Raw genomic sequence first — 25040 nt, 5'->3', positions numbered from 1 at the left:
TTATCGTTGGAGATGTCATGAGCATTGAAAAGGTCAATAAATCAAGCGTCCTCATTGCCGGCGCCGGCATTGGCGGCTTGGCGATGGCGCTATCGCTGCTTCGTCGCGGCATCGATTGTGACGTATTTGAACAAGCGTCCGAGTTGCGCGAAGTAGGAGCGGGTCTTTGGATCTCTATGAACGGCGTGCGAGTTCTTCGGGATCTCGGCCTCACCGAACAGGTCGAGCAGAACTGCATCGCGGCCGAACGACGCTCGATCCGGCTCTGGAATACCGGTGATAGGTGGCCCCTCTACAACCGGAGCTCCGACGCGGCGCGCAACCAGCCCTATTTGCTGCTGCGTGCTCACCTGCTGAAGATCCTCGTTGACGGCGTGCGGCAGTTGAAGCCGGGCGCCATTCATCTGAACGCCCACGTTGTAGGGTTCAGTCAAAACGACGAAGCGGTTCGGGCTAAGCTCACTGACGGCTCCGAAGTCGAAGGGCGCGCCCTGATCGGCGCTGACGGTGCTCATTCAAAGGTCCGTCTTGGCCTGATCGGCAACATCGAGAGCCAGTACACGAAAGCCATTGCCTGGCGTGGTCTCGTGCCGGTCGACCGCCTTGCGCCGCATCAGCGCGAACCCGAGGTGGCAACCTGGATCGGGCCCACCGCCCACGTCACGGCCTATCCGGTGCGCTGGCAGAACACGGTCATGATGACCTTTTCGGGTCAGGTAGACCATAACGACTGGCTGCTCGAATCCTGGTCGGAGAAGGGCTCGGTCGAGGAATGCCTGAAGGACTTCGAGGGCTGGCATCCCGACATCATCGAGCTGGTCAAAAATGTGGATACCTTGAACAAGTGGGGCCTGTTCGTGCGGCCGTCACTGGCTACGTGGTCGAAGGGACGCATCACCCTGCTCGGCGATGCTTGCCATTCAATGCTGCCGTACCTCGGGCAGGGTGTGAACATGGCCCTGGAGGATGCATCCGTCCTCGCCCGCTGTTTCGAGGAGAATCCCGATGACATCGCGGCGGCATTCAAGTCGTATCAGGGCCTGCGGCTCGATCGCACCACCAAGGTCGTGAAGTCCGCGGCTGGCATGCTGCCGATCTTCCATAACCAGGCGCTGTGCAGGCCGGAGACGGCGGGTGACTACATCAAGACCCAGTGGACGCCGAAAGCGACGGCTGCGCGATACGATTGGATCTACCAGTACGATGCGACCACCGTACCGCTTCACTGACATGCTCACGATTTTGACCGCTGGAGCGCAACAGTGATTGGGATCAAGCAACCCTGGGACGATGTGATACCGCTGGACGAGCGCGAGACCTATGCCCTCGCCGGGCTGGGTGACGCGGCGGGATTCGGCAAACGACCGGCATTGCTGGTCATCGACGTGCAGTATCGTTCGGTTGGCAACCGACCGATGCCGATCCGCCAAGCGATCAAGCAATACCCTACCAGCTGCGGCGAGGCCGGCTGGCATGCCATCGCATACATCGCCGAATTGGTGCGGCTGTTTCGCGAGAAGAAGTGGCCGGCTATTTTTCCACATGTCGCGCGGAAGGTGGGCCAGGACCAGGGCGCGTTCTCCGCGAAGATCCCGGGTATCATGCGGATTCCGCCAGAGGGCTATGACTTTGTCCGCGAGGTGGCTCCGGAGCCCGGCGAGTTGCTCCTGCCGAAAACGCAGGCAAGCGCGTTCTTCGGCACTCCGCTTGCGACGTATCTGATCGGTGCCGGCGTCGACTCGCTGGTGGTGACCGGCTGCACGACCAGCGGCTGCGTGCGGGCCTCGGTCGTGGATGCGTGCGCGTTGAACTTCAAATCAATTGTGCCAAGCGACGCGGTCTACGACCGCTCGCCCACGTCGCATGCCGTTAACCTGTTCGATATTGCGAGCAAATACGCGGATGTCATGCCGACGGAGGCCGCCATTGAGCGGCTTCGCGCGCTGTCGGATGACCACATCGAGGATCAGCAGACGTGAGCAGTGCCGCGACATCCGGATTGCTTTACGGCGCCAATGTGCGAGCCAACGGCATTCGGCAGCATTACCTGCGGTTCGGCGGAGCTGGGCCGGCGATCATCATTGTCCCCGGCATCTCGACGACTGCGGCGCAATGGGCCTTCATCGCAGAGCGTCTGTGCTCCGGACACGACGTTTTTGTGCTCGATGTCCGCGGTCGCGGCCTTTCCGAAAGCGGCCCGCATCTCGACTACTCGCTCGACGCATGCGCATCCGACCTCATCGGGTTCGCTGAAGCGCTTGGAATGGGCTCTTATACGCTGATGGGTCACTCGATGGGTGGCCGCATCGGGATCCGCGCCGCGCGTTGGCGGCCGTCGTCCATGGACCAATTGATACTGGTCGACCCGCCAGTTTCCGGTCCTGGACGTCGCGCCTATCCGATTCCGGTCGAACCGCTTCTCAAATTGCTGCAAAGCGCGAAGCGCGGAGAAGCCGACGCGGCGCTACGGAGCCCCTCTGCTCCACGGTGGCCCGAGCAGCACATCCGCACCCGGGCCGAGTGGATGCACACCTGCGACGAGCGAGCGCTCATCGAGAGCCACAAGGGGTTTCATCACGATGATATTCACCGCGACCTCGCCCATCTCAGCGTTCCGACCGCATTGATCGTTGCGGGACGCGGAGGGGTCATTCGGCCCGAAGATGAAGAAGAATTTCGCAGATTGCTGCCGTCGATCGCGACCAGGACGCTGGAAAGCGCGGGTCACCAAATGCAAGTCGACGATACCGAGGGTTTCCTTTCAATCGTTGAAGAGCTTCTAGCGCGACCGCACGATCGGTTCGACGGTCGCGTGTCTACGTTCGGCAAACAGGAGGTCAGTTAAGATGTCCCGACAAATCGTTGATGTTGAAATGCTCGAGCTCTTCAAGGCCGAACTTACGCTCTGCAAGGTGAAGAAGGACGAAGTCGTTGCGGTCCTGAGTGGCGGCGAGGATCAGCAGGAATATGCTCACGCTTTCATGCTGGCCGCGCGGAGCCTGGGCGCAACAACCTTTCATCTGAATGTGCCGAAGTACGGCCAGGGCAAGGTCGCGGGCTTGCAGGGCCGGCATGCGCTCACGGGCAACCAGCCCGCGATCGATACGCTCAAGCGCGTGGACATGGTGATCGATCTCCTCGGGTTGCTATTCTCTCGTGAGCAAGCCGAAATTCAGGAAGCTGGCACGCGCATCTTGCGCGTGATGGAGCCATTCCACATCCTTAAGAAGATGTTCCCGACTGAAGATCTGCGTCGGCGAACCGAGCTCTCTCGAACCCTTCTCCAGTCAGCCAGAAAAATGCGGATCACGTCGCCGGGCGGAACGGACGTAACTTATGGCCTGAAGCAATACCCGGTCATTTCCGAATACGGATACACGGATGAGCCCGGGCGCTGGGATCACTTCCCGTCAGGCTTTGCCTTCACTCAGGCGACCGACGGCGAGGTTAACGGCACGGTGGTGCTGATGCCAGGTGACATCCTCTGCGCTTTCAAGCGCTATATCCAGTCGCCGGTCACGTTGACCGTAAAGGACGGTTACATCGTCGATCTCAAGGGCGAGGGGACCGACGCGCTCCTCATAAAAAACTATATCGACAGTTTCGGCGATCCGCGCGGTTGGGCGATCTCTCATATCGGCTGGGGATCGAACGAGCGTGCCACCTGGCACCACATCGCGGCCTCCCAGGAACTCTCGTCGGAGCACATCATGAATGCGCTTTCGTTCTACGGGAACGTCCTGTTCTCGACGGGTCCGAACACGGAGCTCGGCGGCACGAATGACACGCCGTGTCATTTGGACATCCCGCTTCGCGGCTGCAGCCTGTGGCTCGACGATATCCACATCCTCGACAAAGGCGACTTTGCTTATCCGGAATTGAGAGCGCTGGGCCGCTAGGCCTAGCTCATCAAAATCTGTGCCCGGAGCCGCATTTGCGACTCCCAATGACGCGGAAAGCGCTCGGTAACGACCATCACTTGTCCAGTTTCTTTTCGGGAAGCGCACCACATGTCTACAACTATCAGAACTTCGGAAGATTACACAGCGAGGCAACGGTATTCGATTATGATCTCAGCGATGCTGGGCTACATTCTCGACTTCTACGACGTTCTGATCTTTCCGTTCCTTTTGCCCGCGATCCAACGGTCGATGTCGCTATCGCTCGCCGAGATCGGTTCACTGCAGGCTCTCACATTGTTCGGATCGGCCATTGGCGGCGCTTTATTCGGCGTCATCGGTGACCGACTTGGCCGAAAGACCTCGCTTCAGCTCACGATCGCATTGTTTTCCGTTGCTGCGATTGTTTCCGCATTCGCATGGAATTACTGGTCGCTTGCCGGGCTGCGGTTGATCACCGGCATCGGTCTTGGCGGCGAGTATGGCGTGGGCATGGTGCTCTTCAACGAGGCCTGGAAAAAAGGCAGCCGAGGTTTGGGGGCGGCCGCGCTTCAAGGCTGTGCCGTGATCGCGTCATCCACGGCTTCAATCGTTGGCATCTGGCTGATTGCGACGTTCAGCGACGAATGGAGCTGGCGCATCGGCCTGCTGAGTGGCGGCGTGCCCATTCTGCTGATTGTCTTCATTCGTTTCTTCATGCCTGAATCCAAGATTTGGCTGGAGTATGAGGCCCAACGCAAGGTCGGTCAGGTCACCGGAGAAGCTCGCACACTTCCCCTTGCGGACCTTTTCCGCAATGGGCTAGCACGGCAGACCGTCATCGCGTTCGTATGGCTGATGAGCTACATGCTCTGCTACTACAGCGTCGTCTCCTTTATCCCGACCCTGCTGCTGCGGGATATGCATACGCCGGGTGATGTTGTTCGCACGACGGCCGTTCTGCTCTCCGTGGTCAGCGGCGTTTGCTACCTCGCGAACGGCTTTTTCAACGACAGAGCTGGCCGCCGCTTCGGAGCTCTCGTGCCCGCCCTGTTTTGGGTTGGGTCTCTGGTTGGTATGGCCCTCTGGGGCAGCCAGCTCTACGCCGGATCGAAGGCTGAATGGCCGATGTTCTGGCTCTACATCTGTTTCGGCATTGGCAACGTGGCCCTGGGTGTGACCGGCGTCTGGATCTCCGAGCTCTATCCGGTCAACCTGCGTGCGACGGCGGTGTCGACGTTCTATATGGGAGGTCGCGGGCTTGGCAGCATAGCCCCTGTGATCGTGCCACTTGCGGCCGCCCATTTTGGCGGAAGCCTGCTCAACGGCATGGTCGCGGTGGCCCTGCCTGCTGCGACTGTCTTCATTATCGCCTCTCTTCTGCTTCCAGAGACCCTCGGTCGTGATTTGTCCGCGAAAGGCTTTAAGGTCGAGACGGAAACGGAAGCCGAGATGAAGGCTGCTTCGGTGAAGGGTGTTTGACCGTGGAAGGACGTTTGACCAGCGAGATGACCGTTGTCGATCTGGCATGCGTAAAGAAAAGGAGCGGGCACTCCGTCAACCGGGGCCTTGTCAAGGATGTCTGATCCAGCCTTGCCATGTCGCAGTTGAACGCCCGGAAGCCGGATCTGACCGTTATTCACCCTGGCGAGTGCATGCAAAGCGGAGATTACAAAATCGCATCTCCAAAGACGTCTGCCGCCTTAGCGTGGGGATAAGTCAACTCGGTAGAAAGGACGCTTCACGGACAAGTCTGTTGCTTTGCGGACTTTCTCGGCTGTCCTTTCAACATTTCTCGATTGGAGAAATCGGGATCTGCTTATGCGACGCTGTTCGCAGCGTCCAGCGGCCAGCACCACCTCGTACTTGATGAAAGTTGCCGCGATCTCGTGCGTCGCCCCGCCGTTCGGAGGGCGTATTGCACCAAGGCGCAGCCCGTGACGTAGTCTTCGTGGTCGAAGAGATGAAAGAGGTGGCACGTGCAGATGATGCGCGTGAGGAAGCTCGATAACCGTAATCAGCATCTTGAGGGTTGATGTATTCGCGATATCTGCGGCCAAATTGCCATCGGGCAACGGCGAGCGCTTCTGGATAATCTTTCCTTCGTCGACGATTGCCAGCCGCGCGACGTCGCGAAAACTGAAGTTATTGGTTTTGGGCTGTCTGCGCTTGTAGATCGGTCTGATCTCGGACACCCAAAGCCACGCGAGGTCATCATCCCTGTTCTCACGGGGGGATTCCTCCCGTGCAGCCCGGTTCTTTTGCTGCGTCATCTTGACAAAACGAAACGTACTGTATCTAAATGGCGGGAAAGAGGTCAGAAGGTCAGATATTGATGAGCGATTTGAGAGACGAGCAAACCACGCCCCTCGCCGCAATCAAATACAAGCCGGTCCGACGGATCGTCACCGGCGAAGATAGCGAGGGGCGCTCCTTGATCGTGTCCGACGGGCCCACGCCCAATGTCACAATCACGAAGTTTGCATCAGCGGCACAGGTTCCATGGGCCACAGGCGCTGCGGCCGCGCCGGGAGATGATCCTGCGCCTGCCGGCCACATCTTCGGATTCCACTCCGAAGGTGGGTCGCTGCTGAGGATCGCCGACTTTCCGCCCGATCAAGAGATCGACACTACAAAGCTCGCCGAATTCCTCGCCGAAAACCACGTTGTCGGAGATCGGCCTGGTCGACACTTCTGGTTTCACAAAACGCTCTCTCTGGACTATGCGATCGTGCTTGAGGGCGAGATCTACGCCATGATGGACAAAGGCGAGACGCTGATGCGCGCCGGTGATGTCCTGATCCAACGCGCAACCAGCCACAGCTGGTCGAACCGCTCGAGCAAGCCATGCCGCATGGCCTTTGTGCTTCTTGCGCTTCCGGATGACGACAGCAGATGAGGGCGCGGCTCGTCGTGCCGGCACGCGCAAGCTCGGACGAGCCGATGCCGTCTGCCCCCGGGGCTGACGAGGCAGTGATCTGGGAGGATTTTTGAATGCGGCGTCACTTCAGGCAAGATACCGTCAAGCTGTCGAATGGACTTGCGGTGCACTACCACGAATGGGCGGGGCAGGGACCAAACCTGATATTTTTGCATCCCTCCCTTGGCTATGGTCGGATGTTTGAGTTCATGGCCGATGCTATGGGGGATCGGTTTCACGTCCACGCTCCCGACCAGCGAGGGCATGGCCGCACGGACAAGGCCGCCGGCGACTATTCGGCGCAAGAATACACGGAAGATCTTGCAATCTTCATGCAGGAACTGGGGATTGATCGTGCGATCCTTGTCGGGCACTCCCTCGGCGGGCGCGTTGCCCAAGTGTTCGCGGCCCGGTATCCGCAGCGCGTGTCAGCCCTTGCGCTGATCGCCGGTCCTCATCTCAGCAACTTCTATGGTACACGCGAGAGTGCGCAGAGTGTCCTCGAAGGTGCCTGCAGCACGATAAGTCATCCTGATGAATTCAAGTCGAAGGAAGAGGCCTATGCTTTCATGAGGCCGAGAAAGCCTTTCACTCACGATCCAGATGCTGCGCTCCATCATCGCATTGAACACAACTATGTGCATATCGGGGACGGTCGATTGATCCCGCGGTATGACAAGATACGCGTGGCGCAGGGGCTTGCGCACCTCAGCAATAATCTGCGTCCTTACGCAGCACGGGTCGAATGTCCCGTCTTGATCATGCGGGCGAGTCTCGGTGCTGCGCTCTCACGCGAGCAAGCTGATGAAATCGCGCGCTTTTGGCGAAACGCCCAAGTGGTGGACGTCGAGGGACACTACGCTCTTCAATTTGAAAACCCTGCCGGTGCAACAAAGGCTATCACGAAATTTTTGTCGGACACCGGTGTGATCTAGAGTGTTGGGCTGGCTTGCCGGACGACGTGATGGGCCTGACTAAGCGTGACTGATGTCGAGGACGACAGGGACCGAACCGCCAAGCTCCTTTTCGAATGTCGCTGCTTTGTTAAAGACGTGCTGCATCCAGTACTACCCTGGCGAAGGCGGCCTTGCGGCAGCGATTTCGGGATGGGTATGTTGGGATGGACGCTACTGATATGGTTCTTGCGGGGAGTGGCCCCTCGGCGGATGTGCCAAAGAAATGGTTAGCAAGCGGGTGATCGCAAACGGCATCTATCGATCGTCACCGCTAGGAGGCGCATTGGAGATTATTTGCAGCATTTTGACGTCCTTGTTTCAGGGTGTGGACCGACCGGCGGCGTGCTGTCAAACCTCCTTGCCGCGCAGGGTCTGAGCGTCTGCGTCGTAGAGCGGTTTCCGGAGGTATACCCGACTCCGCGCGCCATTGTTCTGGACTGGGAAGCGATGCGCACGCTGCAATATTGCGGCGTCGCCCACACGCTCTTCCCCAGCACGCGGCCGCATCCTGGAACGGACTTCCTCGGGGTCGATGGTGAGATCATCAAGCTGTTTGATCCGGCCCCGCCGCCGTATGCGCTCGGCTGGCCGTCGACTTCGACCTTCGTCCAGCCGGAGCTCGAAAAAATGCTCCGTCGTGCGCTCAGCCTGCGGGCGAACGTCACGACGAAACTCGGCTGTACCGTTACAGACTTCGCCGAAGATAGTGCCCGTGTCGTTGTAACAATTGCCAACAATGCGACCGGCGCCAGCGAGACCGCGACGGCCACGTTTCTGGTCGGCTGCGAGGGGGCAAACAGCGAGATCCGCAAGCGTCTCGGTGTCAATCTCGAAGACTATCGGTTTGACGAATGGTGGATCGTCATCGACGCTTGGCAGCTTCGCGACACCGACCTGCCGCGCAAGACCACGCAATATTGCTGGCCGTCGCGGCCCGCGACCTATGTCGTCGGTCCCCGCAATCTGCGCCGATGGGAGATCAAGTTGCTGGCGCAGGAGAGCCCGGCTGAGTTCGACGATCCGGCGCGGGTGCGCGCCGTGATGGCCAATTATGTCGACATCCGCTGCTTCGACATCTGGCGCAGCGCAACCTACCGCTTTGCGGCACGGGTTGGAGATCGCTGGGCGAGCCGACGCGTGTTCCTGGCCGGTGACGCCGTCCATCAGATGCCGCCTTTCCTTGGCCAGGGTCTCTGCGCAGGCCTGCGTGACGCCTTCAATCTCGCATGGAAGCTCGTTCTTGCGCAGCGTCACGGCGGGTCCGATATCCTGCTGTCAACTTACGAGACCGAGCGGAAGCCGCATGTCGCAAAAGTCATCCAACACGCCAAGGAGTTCGGCCTCATCATCGGCGAAATGGACGAGGCACGCGCGCGCGAGCGAGACCGGATACTACGCGCGGAACTGCGCGAAGGGCGGATGACGACGACGCGCCAGGCCTTCATTCCCAATCTGACGAATGGCATTCTCACCAACGATCTATTGTCGGGAAGCCTCATGGTTCAGCCGGAGGTCGTCATCAGCGGCCGCACCCGGTTGATGGATGACATTTGCCCGATGGCTTTTCTGTATGTGACGGCAAATCCGGCGGCGCAGACCTGGATGGAACCTCATGCGGATGCCTGGCGTCGCATTGGGGGGCAACGGATTGTCATTCAATCGTCCGCAGAGCCAGTGCCGGATGGTGTCGTTGCGCTAGTCGAAGCTGGCGACATCTTTGCCAGATGGGCCGCCGCCAACGATACGGCAGCGGTGGTCGTGCGTCCCGATCGCTATGTCTATGCCACGGTGCAGGACGAAAACGATCTGGCACACAAGCTTAAGCGTCTGTACGGCCAGTTGGGACTCGTCGGCTGAAGCAGGAGAGACGAGCTCTCGCTACCACCGCCAGCCGTGACATTCACGCCGGCGCGCTCGGCATCGTAGTGACCGACCAGACAACGGACACGTTGTATCCGCCCGGTCGTGAGAAGGCTAATTCTTACTCAAGATATTGCCCACCACATCGCCTTTACAAACGATAAGGTGTCGCGGCTACATCGCTTCGCCTTTCGTCGTGAGCCGTTGAAGCTGGGAAACGATCTGGAATCGCAGGGCTGACCAGAACGCATCGATGATCCGACGCCATTGCCGGCGTCGCGCACCGCGATCCGATATCGGTCGCATGCCACATAGAAACCTGCGACTCGGCGGACAGCGTCGAACGGCAGATCGTGCTCATCTTTAGACGTTCCAAGTTCCGCGAGCCGTCAGGGGGCAGAACACGCGGACAGTTCGATGCCGGCATGATAGCGCAGCGCAATTTCTGTCGCCCTTGCTTAGACGCGCCACACAACTGGGCTGCCTCATTGTCCGTCGCAGTCTCATCAGCCCATGAACCGGTTGACCGGACTTCTTAGATATGAAACGATCCGTACTGTAATAAAAAATCACATAGGGCGGGAAAGCTGGGGAATCCGGGATGGACACTCAAAGTGGTTTGCACGGCGAGCTGTGGCGCGGTCGCGACGTCATTCTTGGCTGTCTGCTCGGGATGACGACTGGGATTACATCAATCTTCTTCTATAGTTCGGGGCTGTTCCTGAAGCCGCTCGCAACCGAGTTCGGCTGGAGCCGCGGAATGGCGTCGCTTGGTGTTTTGATCCCGATGCTGACGATCGGCATCATCAGCCCCTTTTCGGGTCAATTGGTCGACAGGTTCGGCGCTTACCGAATGGCGCTTGTGTCCGCGGGTGGATTGGCGCTGTCATTTCTCTTGCTCGGAATCGCAACAACGGGATTGCTGAGCTTCCTCGTTCTCACGTTCTTTCTTGCTATCCTTGGCAACGCGACCACCCCGGTCTCGTACGGGCGCTTCGTGCTCGCCAATTTTCCGAGACATTTGGGCCTCGCCTATGGAATCGTCTATTGCGGACCCGGTCTTGGCGCTCTGCTGTTTCCATCGCTGGTCAACAAGTTGCTGACTGCCTACACGTGGCGCGGCGCCTACATTGGCTTATCCGGGCTCGTCGTTGCGGCAATCCCGATCGTGGCTTGGCTCCTGAAGAACCAGTCCGCGCGTGATCCTGCCGAGGCCGGTGCCACGCAATGGAAATGGCAGTTGTACGCCAACAAGCGCTTCATGTTGTTAGCGCTGGTTTTCCTGTTGGCCTCGATAGGGATATTCGGAACGATCGTTCACCTTGTTCCGATGCTGACAGATCGTGGCCTGTCGGCGGCCGACGCAGCGCAGTTGGCCGGACTTATGGGCTTCGCCGTCATTGTCGGGCGGCTGATCACCGGGTTTTTGCTGGACCGCCTGGAGGCGAACTTGCTCGCGGCGACGATCTTCGGACTGTCCGCGTGTGGTGTGGTCATGTTGGCGTCGGGCAACTCCGAGTTGATCTTGCCGGGCGCCTTGGCGGTGGGCTTCACGATTGGATCTGAACTCGATCTGGCCTTCTACCTGATCGGTCGGCGCTTTCCGTCGAAGCATTTCAGCTCGCTCTTCGGCGGCATCATGCTTGCCGTGTCGATCGGTGGCAGCGCGGGGCCGCTGGTGGCTGGCCTCGCATACGACGCGGCAGGCAACTATCTCCCCTGGTTCGCTCTGGCGGCTTGCAGCATGCTGAGTGCTTCCATTCTCAGCCTCATTGGACGCTTGTCGGTCTTTCGAGAGGGGCTGGCCAACCTTGCAGGCGAGAGAACGGCGGCAGGATCGAAGATTGACGCTGCCGTTCACACGATTGCGCGGCCCGAACACTAGTTTCCGTACGGGCACGCCGAAGATCAAGATCGGCTTGGGCGTGATCCCGATGGAAGACCGCATCAAGCCGAAGAGTTGGTCGGGACTCCCCTATCAGACACAACGCGATCGACGGTAATGACGAGCTTTTCATCGTGCGCCACGCCGAACGCACCGTTCGGCGGGTCAAGCAGTCCGGCATCGGTGTCGAGTTCGGCCAAGAGGGACTGAAGAAGTTACCACGATTTGAACAATGTGTTGCTGTGCGGCTTGCGATCCAGTGGCACACGCTTGCAGCGTGCAAGCATCATGATCGGGAACAAGCTTCAGACATGATCCAGAACGCAAGTTCGAGCCTCCCACGCAGGTGGAAGCCGGTCGAGCCGGAATCGCGCGACGCTATCGACAGGAGGAGATGTTGTCGACATCAAGAACACAGCGCGGACAACCCGTCGGCCAAGGCAAAGACCATACAGTGACCGATACCGGCTATGTGTCGCGATGTGTCGAGCAGGGTTTGCTGGAATGCCGGGCGTGCGATCGAGAGCACCGCGGAGGCAACGTCGTTCTCACCTGATCCGGCGGGAGCACAGCCTGCCTCATGACTTCCTCCGTCAATCCGCTCTTTCCCCAGCCTATCAGCCGCGCCCGGATGCTGGAAGCATCGCCCGTGTTTCCACGCACCGCGTGCGTGCCGTCGCCGATGGCGAGACGCTACTTCTTCGGGCCCGGCTGCGGCGCCTTTGGTTTCGTGTCAGTGGAGAATAGGGAATCCACGCTCTTGCAGAGCAGGCCGACGAACTCATCGTCGAGCGGCTGGCCAAAGATCAGTCGGCGGTAGATCGGCGAATAAAGCATCTCGACTGCCCATGCCGCATCGACATCGATTCTGAACAAGCCCTCCCGCTGTCCTCGCTGAAAAGTCTCCTGCACGAGGCGCCGCCGGTTCTTGGAGAATCGTTCGTTAAAGTCGGCGAGAAGTGCATTGTTGTTGTGGCCTTCGCTCAGGATCTGCACGACCAGCTTCCCGGCGCGCCCACTGAAATATTGTACGAGTGAGGTGAGATGTCGTTTGAGGGCAGTCCGCGGATCGACTGCGGTCGGCATGGGCGTGTTGCTGAAATGGGATTCCATGAACGCGTCGATCACGAGTGCGCCCTTGCCGTCCCACCATCGATAAATCGTGGCCTTCGAAACGCGCGCCTCCCGCGCAACCGCTTCGATCGCAAGGTCTGTGACCGACATGGTCTGGAGCAGGCTCATCGTCGCCGACAGGATCGATCGCCGCGAGGCGAGATCGCGCGGTCGTCCGGCGGGCCTCGGATCAGAGGCGTCGGACCCTTGAGAATTTATCTCTGCTTCAGTGACAGGTTTCCTCGATGCGCGTTTCGGTTGGATTAATGCCATTGAAGGTTCTGAGCGGTTGAATCAAAATGGAGCCAGTTGGTCTCCGTAGCTTCGAAGGCCCAGATCCAACACTATTTCCACGTGTCAATACGATACGATCCGTATTAAAGCAAGGCGTGTATATCCGCTCGCATTTGGGTAATGGCGCTGGTGCTGCCCGATGCCGCGCACGATGGCGGGGACAGATCGGCAGTCCCCATAGCGATCGACCCGGATGCTCTAACCGATTTAGCGGAGCGGCCAAGGAATGCGGAACCGAAGCTGGTCTCCTCGCCGACCGTGTTACTTCTCGGCCGATGGCGTTAGCGTACGAATAAATATCGGATCGGCTGGAGAGCGGCCAGCTCCGGAAGAAATCGCCTTGATAAATCCAAGTGCGGCGGATTCGGCATTAGGCCCGTGATCCGCGACCAGACTTCCGAGCTTGCGTCGGCAGCTCTCCCGGGATTTCAGTTCTTGGCCCGGCGCTTGCGGAAACCCCGAGGACGGTCGCTGCAACGCGATGGCGATCGCGTCGTCTACACCGTCCGATGCGGGATTCACCGTTCCACAGGCCCGAGGAATTGTTCGATAGCCTGGACGACGCGTTGTAGCGGAAAGCTATTCGGAGGCAACCCAGTGGCGCAGGCCCTCTATGGTGCGAAATCCATCGGCCGCGTAGCAGCGCAATTCGGGACGGAAGGCCTGCATCATTTCGGCGAGCGCATGTCCCGGACCGAGGTCCAGCACCCTGGTGGTTCCCAGCTCTGCGAGGGCTTCCAGAGTCGCTTCCCAGTCAATGAACTGTGCGACCTGGCAGGCAAGCTTCACTGTCGCATCGCTTGCCGACAAGATGCGCTCGCCGTCGCCTCCCGCGAGCAGGATTCGCCCGCTTGCGATCGGAACGCGCCTGCTGGCGTCGAGCGCCTCTTGCAAGGGTTTGCAGGCTCTCGCGAGCCGTGAGGTGTGGGAAGCGATCTTCACTGCGAGAAGACCGCTGCGCACGGCGCCCCGTCGAACTGCCTCCTGGCAGAGATCGATCACGTCCTGCTCAGAGCCCCCGACTACGATGAGACGATCGGGATTCCTGATCGCGATCTCGCAGCGATAGGTTCCGAGCAGAGGTTCGAGCGCGGCCTGATCGAGGCCGCGTACATAGCCGAGGCGACCGCCCGGTCCGGCCACACGGTCCATCAGCTGCGCGCGGAGATCCGTCAGCCGCAAGGTTTCGTCGACCGCCCATATTCCGGCAATGCTCCAGGCCGCCATCTCGCCGACGCTGTAACCCGTGACGGCAGTTTGCCCGGTCAACAGGTCGGCAATGCAGCCGTGGATCGCCAGCGCCGATGTGACGGTCAGGATCTGGCTGACATGGTTGGCGGACAGTTCGTCGCTGCCTTGCGTCCTGACCAGCTTCCGGGGATCCTCGCCGAGACAGGCGGTCGCCGCAGCAAAGACCGGCTCTGCGGCAGGCTGACCCGCGACCAGATCGAAGGTCTTGTCCGAAAGCGTACCTTGTCCGCCGCAGAGCAGTGCAAGCATCAGCGCTCCAGCCGATCGACAAACAGGGTCATCGCAAGCAGATCCGCCGAGCCGCCCGGGCTGAGATTGCGCGCCACGAACGCGTGATGAATATCGACGGCGCGCGCGCGCCACTCCGCAGACCCGACGCCTCCAGCGGAGAGGAATGCCGATGCGCTGGCTTGCGCGAAGCGCAATCCCTCGGGTCCGCCCCGATGGAGCAAGTTGGTGTCGGCAACATTGGCGATGAGCGTCATACATGCCTGAATGCGCACCGCTTCCTCATCGTCAGGTGCGCGCGTCCGCGCCGCGCGCAACGCGGGCAGTGCGATGTCATAGACCGACGGAAAGCCATCGGCCGCTTCCGCCCTGGCGCCGCCGGCGCCGTAGCGCCGGGCGGCCACGGCGCCATGGCTGCGCAGCGATACGGGGCCGGACAGGATGTCGTCGCCCCAACGTTGCGACACCAACCCACCGAGCGATTTGCGAAGGCCGAGCGCGCCGCGAAAGCCGGCCGCGGCGCAGAGCAGGCCTAGTCCGAAGATCGCGCCCCGGTGCGTGTTCACACCTGCCGTCGCCGCGAGCATGGCGCGCTCGGCGGCGACCCCGATCGCGCGCAGCCGGCTCATGCCGGCGCCCTCGGCGCCTGCCGCTGCCAGACCGCTGAAGAAAGGCGCCAAGGTATCGGCGCTTCGGCACAGCAGCTCGGCGTCCATGTCGCTGTGTGCGCCGTTGTCGATCTGGCTGACGAGCCCCGGCTTCGGATGCGTTGCAACCTCGAGCTTGAGGCAAAGCGATGCGAGATCACCGATCCGCTCAGCATGGAGCTCGCGGCCCGGCTGTGATTGCCATCTCAGCGAAATAGTCATGGCGTCCTGCCTGCGAGAAAAGCGGCTCTAGTCATGCTGTGGACACCGCTGTGCCGCTTCACGAGAACTTCGTCCGCGTTCGCGCCTGTCAGTTCACGCCATTGCACGCCGCCTGCGGCACAGATGATCTCTCCGTCCAACCGCATCGGCGCCAGGTGCGCAATGCCGGCGATCTCGAAGGGCAGGGTGCTCGCCTGCTCGGGTGGCAGTGCGGGCCACAGCAGGTCGAGGTCCGACTGATCTGAAAGATAGGGCAGGCCGGTGAGATGTTGCCAAGCCAAGCTGCCGAACGTCCGGGTCTCCGGATAAAGTCCCAGAAGGCGGTCGATCGTGTCCTGCCACGCCGACGGGGCGGACGCGGCCGCGTCGGCCAGCAAGGGAGGCGGCTTCTGTTCGATGATCTCGCCGGGATCGAGCGCGACCGCGATGCGCCGCTTGCCGTGAGAGGGCGGCAGCGGCATTCCGAGCGGAATCGTTCCCGCGGGATCGCTGCAGCCCGACCGCCGCACGACGAGCGGACGGCCGGCGCGCGCCCAGCCTTCGACGATCACATGCTCGGCCAACTCCGGGTGCCGTACCATCACTGCGGTCCAGGCTGCCGGGGAAGTCTTCACCATCGTATGGCGTTCGAGAGGATCAGCCATGGCGCAGCTCCCGAGATGAGCTCGTCGCCATTGCGACGACCCGGTCGGCGATATCGACCGCCTTCCGACGTCCACCTCGTTCGGCGCCGAGCCGGTCCCGATCATCCCGTCCTGCCGGCCGTTCCAGCACGGCCGCAAGCTGCGGCGCCAACGGCGCAGTTTCGTCCCAGATAATTTGAATGCCGCCGGTGCGAACCATGTTGTCGAGCCCGGGAGCGAATACCGGCGTCGCTTCCGCCTTGGCCTTCAAAACCTCGATCGGAAGCTTGGTGACCCGCGCCATCGACGGCAGATCCATCACGGCGGGATGAGCGCCGGGAAGCGCCACCAGCGTGCCGGCGGCCAGCGCCGTCGCGATGAATGCGCCGGCCGCGCTGCCGCCGTAGAGCAGGCCGACGGTGCGGTGACCTTCTGCCTCCGCCAGCAGCAGGGACTTGGCGAGATGCGACAGGTACTCGTTGAGGCCGAGCAGCTCGTCGCGCCGGCTCATGCGCTGGCTGGCGGAATCCACCAAGACCAGGATCGGGGCCCGGTCATGCGATCCGATGATCTCGATCACATGCCCTGCGAGCACGATCGCTTCGTCGACGCCAAGGTTCTGACCTTGAATGATGCCGAGCACATGGATCGGCTTTCCATCGGCCATTGTGGCCTTTCCGGCGATCATCGCGCCGATCACCTCGATCTTGCTGCCGTTCGGGAAGAGGCCAGCCAGGATGTCATCGAGCGTCATCGGCGTTCTCCCTGTTGCCTGCCGCGCGAAGGAACACGTCCGTTGGAAGCGCGGGGATATTTGTCGGCTCGTTGAGGCCGAGTACCTGCCAGATATCGACGGCATCCTCAGCGTCGCCGAAACGCTGTAGCCGCCGCTCGAGGCGCTTCTGCTCCGCCTTGAGAACAGCTAGGTCCCATCGTCGCCTGAACTCGAGCGCATCGATTGCGGCCAGACGGAATGCCGACGCTTCGTCGTCGACGAACATGTCGGCGCCGCCGATCAGGTAGCGATGCTTGCCGCCCATCGTGCGCCAGACCAGCGCGCGGTCGCGCGAGTCGAACTCCTCGATCCCCCTGTTGGTCTCGATCACCTCGGGGCCGCTGACGCTGATCCGCCCCTGCTCCGACACGATCAGGCGCGAGCAGGTGCCGGCGATCAGGCTGCCGCCGCCGTAGCATCCAGCGCGTCCACCGATCAGCCCGATGACGCTGATGCCCGCGCGCCGCGCCGCGACGATAGCCCGCATGATCTCGGCGATCGCGAGCTCGCCGGCATTGGCCTCCTGAAGGCGCACGCCGCCGGTGTCGAACAGGATCAGCACGTTCTGCTTGAGCGTGCACGCCGCGCGCAGCAGCCCGGTGAGTTTCGCGCCGTGGACTTCACCGAAGGCGCCGCCCATGAAGCGTCCCTCCTGCGCGGCAACCAGCACGGACGAACCGTTCACGCGACCGCAGCCGATGACGATGCCGTCGTCGAACTGCTCGGGCAGATCGAAGATCGAAAGATGCGGACTGGTCTCCCGCAGCTCGGGACCGATGAACTCGGAAAAGCTGCCGGCATCGACGAGAGCATCGATGCGCTGCCGGGCGCTAGCCTCATACCAGCTCAGCGAAACATTGTTGGCTGTGGCGGCTGTCATCGTTCCGGCTCCTCGATCTTGCGGACGCCCTGTGCGAGCCGCAGCGCGACAGTGTCGGGCCGGGCTCCGCCGTCATTGATGGAAATGCGCAAGCCACCCGCCGACCGGCGGGCGACGAAGTCGCGGACCACGGCATCCCACACCATGCCGAAGCCATGCGCGGCCGTAGCGATCTCGATGGTGCAGACATCGGGGGGCGAGGTCCGTTCCAGCAGGACCTCGAGATTGCCGGACGCGACGACGCCGACGATCGCCTGCGGGCGAGTGCCGCTGGCGCTGCTCGGGGAAGACAGTCTGAAGCTGAGCTTTTCCATGCAAAACTCCTCACCAATTGCGGAAGCGGCTGGGCGGGCGGTAGAGGCTGCCGGAGGCCAGCATGAGGTCCTTGATCGACCGGGCCGCCAGCAGATTCCGGTCGGCGTCGAGCGGATCTATGCCGAGATCTTCGGGGCGCTGAATCACACCACGCTGCCTGAGCTGCTCGACAAGTTTCGGATCGCGGGCCCGGCCGATGCCGGTGTATCCGGCAACTCCGCGTATCGCCTGCTCGCGCTCGTCCTTGGTGCGGCACATCAGGAGGTTGGCGATACCTTCCTCGGTTACGATGTGGGTCACGTCGTCGGAATAGACCATCACTGGCGCGAGATCGAGCTTGAGCTCGCGCGCCAGCTCGAGCGCGTCCAGCCGCTCGACGAACAGCGGGGCGTTGCGCTCGCCAAAGGTCTCGCCGATCTGCACCACCAGCTTGCGGCCGCGGCGCAGCGCTGCATCGGCGTCGGGCGCAGCCTCGGCGCCGGCCTTGAGCCAGGGTTCGCTCGGGTGGCGGCGGCCCCGTGGATCGGATCCCATGTTGGGGGCACCGCCGAATCCGGCGATGCGGCTGGTCGTGACCGTCGAGCTGTGGCCCACAAGGTCGATCTGGAGCGTCGATCCGATGAACATGTCGCAAGCATAGAGGCCCGCGGTCTGGCAGAAGGCGCGATTGGATCGCAGCGACCCGTCAGGTCCCGTGAAGAAGATATCCGATCGCGCGGCGACATAGTCCTCCATGCCGACTTCCGATCCGAAGCAATGGATCTGCTCGACCCAGCCGCATTCGATCGCCGGAATCAGCGTTGGATGCGGATTGAGCGCGAAGTGGGTGCAGATCTTGCCCTTGAGACCGAGTTTCTCGCCATAGGTCGGGAGCAGCAGCTCGATTGCGGCGGTGTTGAAGCCGATACCGTGATTGAGTCTGCGCACGCCATAGGGGGCGTAGATGCCCTTGATGGCCAGCATCGCCGTCAGGATCTGGGTCTCGGTGATGGCGGCGGGATCGCGGGTGAAGAGCGGTTCGACATAGAAGGGGCGCCCGGCTTCGACCACGAAATGCACGAGGTCGCCGGGAATGTCGACGCGGGGCACCTTGTCGACGATCTCGGTGACCTGCGCCACGACGAGGCCGTTCTTGTAGCTCGTCGCTTCCACGACAGTCGGCGTGTCTTCGGTGTTCGGTCCGGTATAGAGGTTGCCGTCCTTGTCGGCGCTCACCGCGGCGATCAGCGCAACGTTCGGCGTGAGATCGATGAAATAGCGGGCGAACAGCTCCAGGTAGGTATGGACGGCACCGAGCTCGATCTTGCGGCCGAACAGCATCTTCGCGATGCGCGCCGCCTGCGGGCCGGAATAGGAGAAGTCGAGCCGGCGCGCGATGCCCTTCTCGAAGATGTCGAGATGCGCGGGCAGCACCACACCGGACTGGACCATGTGCAGGTCATGAACCTCGGCAGGGTCGAGGTTTGCGAGCGCCGAGGCGAGGATGTCGGCCTGCTTCTGATTGTCGCCCTCGAGGCACACCCGGTCGCCTGACCGGATCACCGCCTTCAGAAACGCAGGCAGGCTCGGAAGCGGGACGATCTTGCCCTTGGCGTACCGGCGGCCGGCCGTGAGGCGCTCGCCCAAGGCGACCTTTTGCATACCCCAATCGCTCATCTCGGCTCCTTGGCATGCGGAATTGGCTTCGATGCTGTTTAATGTATGCGTATTGCCTTCTATTGTCAATTAATGTATGCACAATTCCATAAGCGATGGATATTCGCATACACAGGAGGGAATCTAAGATGCGATTGCATGCAAGGCGTCCATATCCAGGAGTTGCTTCCACTCTCACTGGGGGGAGGCGGGCGTGACCATTTCCGGCGTAGCACTGCTCGCGATCTGCACCCTTCTCGGCGGCCTGCTCGGTGACCTGCTTGGTGCCGCCCTCGGCGTAAAGGCCAATGTTGGCGGCGTCGGCATCGCGATGATCTTCCTGATCGCGGGCCGGCTTTGGCTGATTCGGCATGGCCAGCTCAGTCACGGGCTCAAGACCGGCGTCGAGTTCTGGGGCAGCTTCTACATCCCGATCGTGGTCGCCATGGCGGCGCAGCAGAACGTGGTCGCCGCCGTCAAAGGCGGACCGGTCGTTGTCATCGCGGGTGTCGGCGCGGTCGCGGTGTGTTTCGCGATGGTGGCCCTGATCGGCCGACTGAGCGGCCGTGTCGAGACCATGGACGAGATCGAAGCGCGAGAGTTGATTGAGGCCAACGTGCCCCACTTCAAGTCCGGGAGGATCGGATGAACATGATGTCTCACGTACTCGCCGCCAATGCGCTGATCACCGCTTTCGCGGCTGTGGGGATCCTGATGTGGATATCGGGAGCGATCTCGAAATACCTCACCTTCGGCCGGATCCACGCCTCCGCAATCGCGATCATGCTTGGCCTTGCGCTGGCTTTTTTCGGGGGGCTTGCCACCGGTGGCGAAAAGGGTGTGGCCGACCTGCCGGCACTGACCGGGATCGGCTTGATGGGAGGCGCGATGCTGCGGGATTTCGCGATCGTTGCCACGGCCTTCGAGGTCGACGTCATCCATGCGCGCAAGGCCGGCGCGATCGGCGCGATCGCGCTTGGACTGGGAACGGTCGTTCCCTTCATTCTCGGCGTGTTCGTGGCCGCTGCATTTGGCTATACCGATGCGGTGTCGATGACGACGATTGGTGCCGGCGCGGTGACCTATATTGTGGGGCCGGTCACCGGAGCCGCGATTGGAGCATCGTCACCGGTCATTGCGCTCTCGATTGCGACCGGTGTATTCAAGGCAGTGATCGTCATGATCGGTACCCCCTTTGTGGCGAAGATGATCGGCCTGAATAATCCGCGCAGCGCAATGGTGTTTGGCGGCTTGATGGGAACGGTCAGTGGCGTTTCCGGAGGGCTTGCGGCGACTGACCGGCGTCTGGTGCCTTATGGTGCGTTGACGGCGACATTTCACACCGGATTGGGTTGCCTGGTCGCGCCGTCAATCCTCTATTTTGCGGTACGTGCGATCGTAGGAGAGTGAATGGCGGGTTTGTTCAAGGTCGCGGCCGAAGCGGAAGAGGATGGCGGGCTGCTCTCCGATCGCATCCGGAACGCGCTCACCGACGAGATTGCATCCGGTGCGCTCGTTGCCGGTTCAGCGCTGGAAGAGCAGCAGCTTGCCGATCGCTTTGGGGCTTCCCGCACTCCGGTGCGGGAGGCGCTCCGGCAACTCGTCGTCAGCGGGCTCGTCGAGGTGCGGGGCCGTCGCGGGCTTGTCGTGGCACGGATGACGCCCGAACGCATCATGGACATGTTCGAGACGAGCGCAGAGGTGGAAGCCATGTGCGTCAGGCTCGCCACCTATCGCATGACCCCGCTCGAGCGCAGCGACCTGATCGAGCTTCACGATGGCTCCCTGGCGATGGTCGAGGCCAACGACGTCGATGCCTATGACGCGTTCAACCGCCTGTTCCACGAAGGCATCTACAGCGCAACGCACAACGCGTTCATGGCGGAGCAGGCGCAGGAGGTCCGCGCGCGCCTCAGCGCCTTCCGCCGCACGCAATTGCGCCAGGGCGATCGCATCCGCAAGTCCCGCGACGAGCATGATGCCATCATGCAGGCGATCGCCGAGGGGGATGGCGATACGGCTTCGCGCAGAATGCGCGCCCACATGTTGAACGCTGCCGCAGCGCTTCGACGCTACATCGATGATCGCCTGCGGCCTGTAGACGGACCTGAGCCCGACAAGGTCTGATCATCGCAGCTGTTGATGCAAACCAAGCCGGTACGCGCGGCGAAACGTCCGCTGCCACAAAGACAAATCTTAGGCGGTGAGTTCAGCAGGACCCATCGTGGGCAGCTAGGAGCCGAACCATTGCTCCGAGCACGGCAGCAACCCAGGCGTACCGCCGAATATCATGACAATGTTGACATAGTTCAGCCAGAACGGCGTCGGCTTGCGGCAAGATAACCTTGAACAGTCGTCCCTTTCTGAATTCGGCTGTGGGATGTGGGATGTTACGACGCAGCCGTAGTGAAGCCCACCCGTACACTGGAGTTTGCGTGCCGGTCGTTTGATGAAGTCTCGATGTTTCAGAATCACGGGAATTGCAAATGAATGACGTCGTTTTGCTCGTTGATAACGAACCGCGCAGTCTATCAACCCATAAGTTGCGTTCGGCGGTTTTGGGCGAGTTGCATGCTCGTCCATTCACGCCAATCGCCGTTTCCAGTCGTATCCTCCACTTCGCTTTCGATACGTCGGAAGGACGTGCACAAACGGATCGTGTGAATCTCGCGGAGCTCTGCAGCAAACATGGCGTGACCCTGCCGTCGCTGGAGGAAAGATACCATCGCGTGCAACTCGGCACGACGGCTTTGCGGTGGGAACAGCATTCAGAATTCACGACTTACACCTGGGAAATCCCATCGGACGTTGATGTTGAGCCATTCAGCCCAAGAGCTGAGTCGCTCGCAGCGGTAATGGGGCTCGTTCCCCAACCGGGTCCGCTGTTAGTTGCTCTCGATTTGCATCTGCTCCCTGAACAGCAAGATCGGCCAGCACCGCGGCTTTTGTTCGATCGCGCAAGTTTGGCAATGGCGGAGAACTCGGATGGAAAGGCCATTTATGCCACTGATTTCCAGCCTGATTCGTGCGGGTTTGTTCGCGTTCTCGTTATCGACCGAGGACTAGACCGAGAGCGCGCGGGAGCGCTCGTTCAGCGGGTCATTGAGGTTGAGACCTACCGCACATTCGCCCTTCTTGGCTTGCCCGAAGCTCATCGGCTCGCGCCCACCGTAGGTCTTATTGAAAAGCGGTTAGCCGAAGTAATGGACGAAATGCGCGGGGCGAAGGACATTGCCAGCAACAGGCAGCTGTTGAATGAGCTAACGGAGATGGCGGCGGAGGTCGAGGCGGGGGCGGCCGCCAGCGGTTTCCGCTTTGGAGCCAGTCGTGCTTATGAAGAGATAGTTGCGCAACGGCTGCAGACGATCGGGGAGAGGAAGCTGAGCGGATTCCCGACTTGGTCATCCTTTCTGGCACGCCGAATGGCACCTGCTATGCGCACTTGCATCACCCTCGATGCGCGGCAAGGCAATCTCTCGGTCAAACTTTCGCGCGCTGCAGACCTCCTGCGAACGCGTGTCGATGTTGAGCTCGAGCAACAGAACCAGGAACTCCTGCAATCAATGAATGCCCGGACACGCCTGCAATTGCGTCTGCAGACAACGGTCGAGGGCTTGTCTGTCGCGGCCATAACTTATTACGTCGTGGGGCTATTTGCATATTTCGTCAAAGCTGCTCATGACAGCGGACGGGTATCGATTGAACCGAACTACATGATTGCGGGATTTGTTCCGGTTGCCACGATCATGATTTGGTCGATCGTCCGGCGGATCCGGCGAAAGCATGTCAGCGATGAGGGATGACGACTCAATGAAACGCTCCGGACCATGGCAGTAGTCGGATGTGAGAGTGCTGCGCATACGGCGCTTCGGTTCGCTGATGATCGTCCGCCTCCAGCGACATTTTTCGAAAACTGAAAGCCTTCTGAGTGCCCATTGAAGGTTCCGCTGGCTGCTGCTAAGAAGGTTTTCAATTAGCTAAGATGCATTGCATGGAAACGCAGGGAACAGTCCTCATCGTCGCCCGAGGCGGACCGCAATGGTCCGCGGCCGAGGCGGTTTTATCGGATGAGTATGGCTATCGCGTCCTGGTCGTCCGCTCGGCGGAAGATGCCACGAGCGCCTTGGCGGACGCTCATGTAGATCTCGTTCTCGCAGAACACGGGTCAGGCGGAGAAGGTTTGACCTTCCTCGTCGGCTTGCGTGTCAGCCATCCGGACATCGTTCGTGTCCTCGCCCTTGAGGCTAAAACGGAGCTGAGCCAACAAGCCATTTCACCGGCGGCGATCTATCAATTTGTGCGAAAACCGTTGGATGCAAAGCAAATCGGCTTGGTTGTCGAGCGCGGCCTGGAGTCGCGGGAGCTTTCACGCCGGCATCGCATGCTGTCGCGCGAGTTCAAGATTCGAGGCGATACGGTAGGAGTTCATCAACGAAATGGCGCTTCGTTGCATGTCGAGAGCCAGCGTTTCGAAAAATTGGTCTATGTGAGCGAAAAGCTCAGTGAGCTGTGCGATCTTGCGAGGAAGGCGGCGCGAACAGAATTGCCTATTCTGATCCAAGGAGAGACCGGCACAGGCAAGGAATTGCTGGCTCGCGCAATTCACTACAATTCGACCCGTAAGACCAGTCCGTTGATGGTCCAGAATTGCGGCGGCATGTCCGATGAGTTGCTTCATTCGGAATTGTTTGGCCATAAGCGCGGTGCGTTTACGGGCGCCATCTCCGATCGCCTCGGTTTGTTTCGGGCCGGCGACGGCGGAACGGTTTTTCTGGACGAAATATCGGAAGTGTCGCCATCCTTTCAGGTGAGCCTGCTACGGTTTCTTCAGGAGGGCGAGGTCAAACCACTCGGTTCCGACAAAACGCAGACCTGCAACGTCCGCATCATCGCTGCATCAAATCGGCCGTTGCAGGCGCTCGTTGCCGCGGGAAAATATCGGCAGGACCTCTATTTCCGTCTCAAGGGTTTCGAGCTCGAGGTGCCCCCGCTTCGTGACCGCCCTGTCGATATTCCGGCCCTTGCGGAGTTTTTCGCAGCCAAACATGCCGATGCGATGGGTCGCAAAATTCTTGGGATTTCCGCTGGGACCCTCGAAAAGCTGGCGGCGTTCGACTTTCCGGGCAACGTTCGCGAGCTTGAAAACGAAATCCGCAGGATGGTCTCCTTGGCGGAAGATGGTGAGTATTTGACGACAAAGTATATGTCGCCCTCCATTTTCGCAGCGCCACCACGTCCGCGATCGAACACAACGCTAGCATTTGTGCCGCAGGGAACAACATTGAAGGATAAAGTCGAAAGCCTCGAGAAGCAGGTTCTGAACGAAGCGCTGGGCCGCCATCGCTGGAACCAAAGCCGGGCTGCGAACGAACTTGGTCTGTCGCGCGTTGGCCTAGCCAACAAGATCAAGCGATATGGTCTCGACGAAGCTAAGTGAGAGTTTGCGATGCCCGACGACAAGAATGCAATCGGCAGCGATCCCTCAGCGCAGATTGTCCGCTTCCCGCAATCGCGTGTAAACCCGGCGGGAAGCTCCGAGCCTTTTAGGGAGCTTGGCA

The 25040-nt window shown here is 60.8% G+C and carries 24 protein-coding genes and 1 pseudogene; 15 read left to right on the top strand and 10 right to left on the bottom strand.

The features are described from left to right. Positions 1-17 precede the first annotated feature (17 nt). The 5 genes from FXB41_RS02700 (at position 18) to FXB41_RS02680 (ending at position 5360) form a co-directional block, all read left to right on the top strand. Positions 18-1229, top strand: a complete 1212-nt coding sequence (locus FXB41_RS02700; RefSeq protein WP_219679292.1) for an FAD-dependent monooxygenase — start codon at positions 18-20, stop codon at positions 1227-1229. A gap of 33 nt (positions 1230-1262) precedes the next feature. Next, positions 1263-1979, top strand: coding sequence for an isochorismatase family protein (locus tag FXB41_RS02695; protein ID WP_219679290.1), 717 nt, complete (start codon positions 1263-1265; stop codon positions 1977-1979). After that, positions 1976-2845 carry an alpha/beta fold hydrolase gene (locus FXB41_RS02690; RefSeq protein ID WP_219679288.1) on the top strand — a complete coding sequence of 290 codons (870 nt, stop codon included), beginning with the start codon at positions 1976-1978 and terminating at the stop codon, positions 2843-2845. The genes FXB41_RS02695 and FXB41_RS02690 overlap by 4 nt, the downstream gene beginning before the upstream one ends. A gap of 1 nt (position 2846) precedes the next feature. Then, complete coding sequence (locus FXB41_RS02685; RefSeq protein ID WP_219679286.1) at positions 2847-3899, top strand: 2,5-dihydroxypyridine 5,6-dioxygenase NicX family protein; 1053 nt, start codon at positions 2847-2849, stop codon at positions 3897-3899. 180 nt (positions 3900-4079) lie between these two features. Then, positions 4080-5360, top strand: a complete 1281-nt coding sequence (locus tag FXB41_RS02680; protein ID WP_245285904.1) for an MFS transporter — start codon at positions 4080-4082, stop codon at positions 5358-5360. Positions 5361-5581: 221 nt separating this feature from the next. Here FXB41_RS02680 and FXB41_RS02675 read toward each other — a convergent pair whose 3' ends face one another. Continuing rightward, positions 5582-6151, bottom strand: a complete 570-nt coding sequence (locus FXB41_RS02675; protein WP_219679285.1) for a hypothetical protein — start codon at positions 6149-6151, stop codon at positions 5582-5584. A 29-nt stretch (positions 6152-6180) separates the two neighbouring features. On the opposite strand from FXB41_RS02675, the gene FXB41_RS02670 reads away from it, so the two are divergent. The 5 genes from FXB41_RS02670 to FXB41_RS02650 all read left to right on the top strand — a co-directional run bounded on the left by FXB41_RS02670 (position 6181) and on the right by FXB41_RS02650 (position 11957). Next, positions 6181-6777, top strand: a complete 597-nt coding sequence (locus tag FXB41_RS02670; RefSeq protein WP_246648537.1) for a cupin domain-containing protein — start codon at positions 6181-6183, stop codon at positions 6775-6777. Positions 6778-6872: 95 nt separating this feature from the next. Beyond that, positions 6873-7733, top strand: coding sequence for an alpha/beta fold hydrolase (locus FXB41_RS02665; protein WP_219679282.1), 861 nt, complete (start codon positions 6873-6875; stop codon positions 7731-7733). A gap of 315 nt (positions 7734-8048) precedes the next feature. After that, the gene (locus FXB41_RS02660; protein WP_219679280.1) at positions 8049-9611 is read left to right on the top strand and encodes a bifunctional 3-(3-hydroxy-phenyl)propionate/3-hydroxycinnamic acid hydroxylase; all 1563 of its coding nucleotides are present in this window, start codon (positions 8049-8051) and stop codon (positions 9609-9611) included. 604 nt (positions 9612-10215) lie between these two features. Continuing rightward, on the top strand, positions 10216-11499 hold the full coding sequence (locus tag FXB41_RS02655; protein ID WP_219679278.1) for an MFS transporter: 1284 nt from the start codon (positions 10216-10218) through the stop codon (positions 11497-11499). Between the two features lie 134 nt (positions 11500-11633). Beyond that, a complete protein-coding gene (locus tag FXB41_RS02650) occupies positions 11634-11957 on the top strand; it encodes a hypothetical protein (protein ID WP_219679277.1) in 324 nt (107 codons plus the stop codon). A gap of 235 nt (positions 11958-12192) precedes the next feature. On the opposite strand, the gene FXB41_RS41865 is transcribed toward FXB41_RS02650, so the two are convergent. The 9 genes and pseudogenes from FXB41_RS41865 to mdcA form a co-directional block, all read right to left on the bottom strand. After that, positions 12193-12627: a TetR-like C-terminal domain-containing protein gene (locus tag FXB41_RS41865; RefSeq protein WP_376707478.1), complete on the bottom strand. Its 435-nt coding sequence runs from the start codon at positions 12625-12627 to the stop codon at positions 12193-12195. 6 nt (positions 12628-12633) lie between these two features. Next, a pseudogene (locus tag FXB41_RS41860) lies at positions 12634-12885 on the bottom strand (TetR/AcrR family transcriptional regulator); the annotation flags it as partial. A 600-nt stretch (positions 12886-13485) separates the two neighbouring features. Beyond that, positions 13486-14406: an acyltransferase domain-containing protein gene (locus tag FXB41_RS02640; protein ID WP_219679276.1), complete on the bottom strand. Its 921-nt coding sequence runs from the start codon at positions 14404-14406 to the stop codon at positions 13486-13488. Beyond that, a complete protein-coding gene (mdcB, locus tag FXB41_RS02635) occupies positions 14406-15254 on the bottom strand; it encodes a triphosphoribosyl-dephospho-CoA synthase MdcB (RefSeq protein ID WP_219679273.1) in 849 nt (282 codons plus the stop codon). The genes FXB41_RS02640 and mdcB overlap by 1 nt, the downstream gene beginning before the upstream one ends. After that, complete coding sequence (mdcG, locus tag FXB41_RS02630; RefSeq protein ID WP_219679271.1) at positions 15251-15898, bottom strand: malonate decarboxylase holo-[acyl-carrier-protein] synthase; 648 nt, start codon at positions 15896-15898, stop codon at positions 15251-15253. The genes mdcB and mdcG overlap by 4 nt, the downstream gene beginning before the upstream one ends. Then, the gene (gene mdcE, locus FXB41_RS02625; RefSeq protein ID WP_219679268.1) at positions 15891-16631 is read right to left on the bottom strand and encodes a biotin-independent malonate decarboxylase subunit gamma; all 741 of its coding nucleotides are present in this window, start codon (positions 16629-16631) and stop codon (positions 15891-15893) included. Before mdcE ends, mdcG begins: the two co-directional genes overlap by 8 nt. Continuing rightward, positions 16618-17532 carry a biotin-independent malonate decarboxylase subunit beta gene (locus tag FXB41_RS02620; RefSeq protein WP_219679265.1) on the bottom strand — a complete coding sequence of 305 codons (915 nt, stop codon included), beginning with the start codon at positions 17530-17532 and terminating at the stop codon, positions 16618-16620. The genes mdcE and FXB41_RS02620 overlap by 14 nt, the downstream gene beginning before the upstream one ends. Further along, positions 17529-17846, bottom strand: coding sequence for a malonate decarboxylase acyl carrier protein (gene mdcC / locus FXB41_RS02615; RefSeq protein WP_007594395.1), 318 nt, complete (start codon positions 17844-17846; stop codon positions 17529-17531). The genes FXB41_RS02620 and mdcC overlap by 4 nt, the downstream gene beginning before the upstream one ends. A 10-nt stretch (positions 17847-17856) precedes the next feature. Beyond that, the gene (gene mdcA, locus FXB41_RS02610; RefSeq protein ID WP_219679263.1) at positions 17857-19503 is read right to left on the bottom strand and encodes a malonate decarboxylase subunit alpha; all 1647 of its coding nucleotides are present in this window, start codon (positions 19501-19503) and stop codon (positions 17857-17859) included. Positions 19504-19696: 193 nt separating this feature from the next. Between mdcA and madL the strand changes: the two genes are divergently transcribed. The 5 genes from madL (at position 19697) to FXB41_RS02585 (ending at position 24919) form a co-directional block, all read left to right on the top strand. Beyond that, positions 19697-20131: a malonate transporter subunit MadL gene (madL, locus tag FXB41_RS02605; protein WP_219679261.1), complete on the top strand. Its 435-nt coding sequence runs from the start codon at positions 19697-19699 to the stop codon at positions 20129-20131. Continuing rightward, on the top strand, positions 20128-20892 hold the full coding sequence (gene madM, locus FXB41_RS02600) for a malonate transporter subunit MadM (protein WP_219679258.1): 765 nt from the start codon (positions 20128-20130) through the stop codon (positions 20890-20892). The genes madL and madM overlap by 4 nt, the downstream gene beginning before the upstream one ends. Further along, the gene (locus FXB41_RS02595; protein ID WP_085359233.1) at positions 20893-21609 is read left to right on the top strand and encodes a GntR family transcriptional regulator; all 717 of its coding nucleotides are present in this window, start codon (positions 20893-20895) and stop codon (positions 21607-21609) included. It abuts the gene before it with no gap. A gap of 359 nt (positions 21610-21968) precedes the next feature. Continuing rightward, entirely contained in the window at positions 21969-23285 is a 1317-nt protein-coding gene (locus FXB41_RS02590) for a DUF3422 family protein (protein ID WP_219679257.1), read from the top strand. Positions 23286-23473: 188 nt separating this feature from the next. After that, entirely contained in the window at positions 23474-24919 is a 1446-nt protein-coding gene (locus FXB41_RS02585; RefSeq protein ID WP_219679255.1) for a sigma-54 dependent transcriptional regulator, read from the top strand. The last annotated feature ends 121 nt before the right edge of the window (positions 24920-25040 follow it).

The sequence above is a fragment of the Bradyrhizobium canariense genome (assembly GCF_019402665.1).
Taxonomy (GTDB): domain Bacteria; phylum Pseudomonadota; class Alphaproteobacteria; order Rhizobiales; family Xanthobacteraceae; genus Bradyrhizobium; species Bradyrhizobium canariense.
The sequence above is the reverse complement of the archived record's forward strand: the minus strand, read 5'-3'. Positions and strand labels throughout refer to the sequence as shown.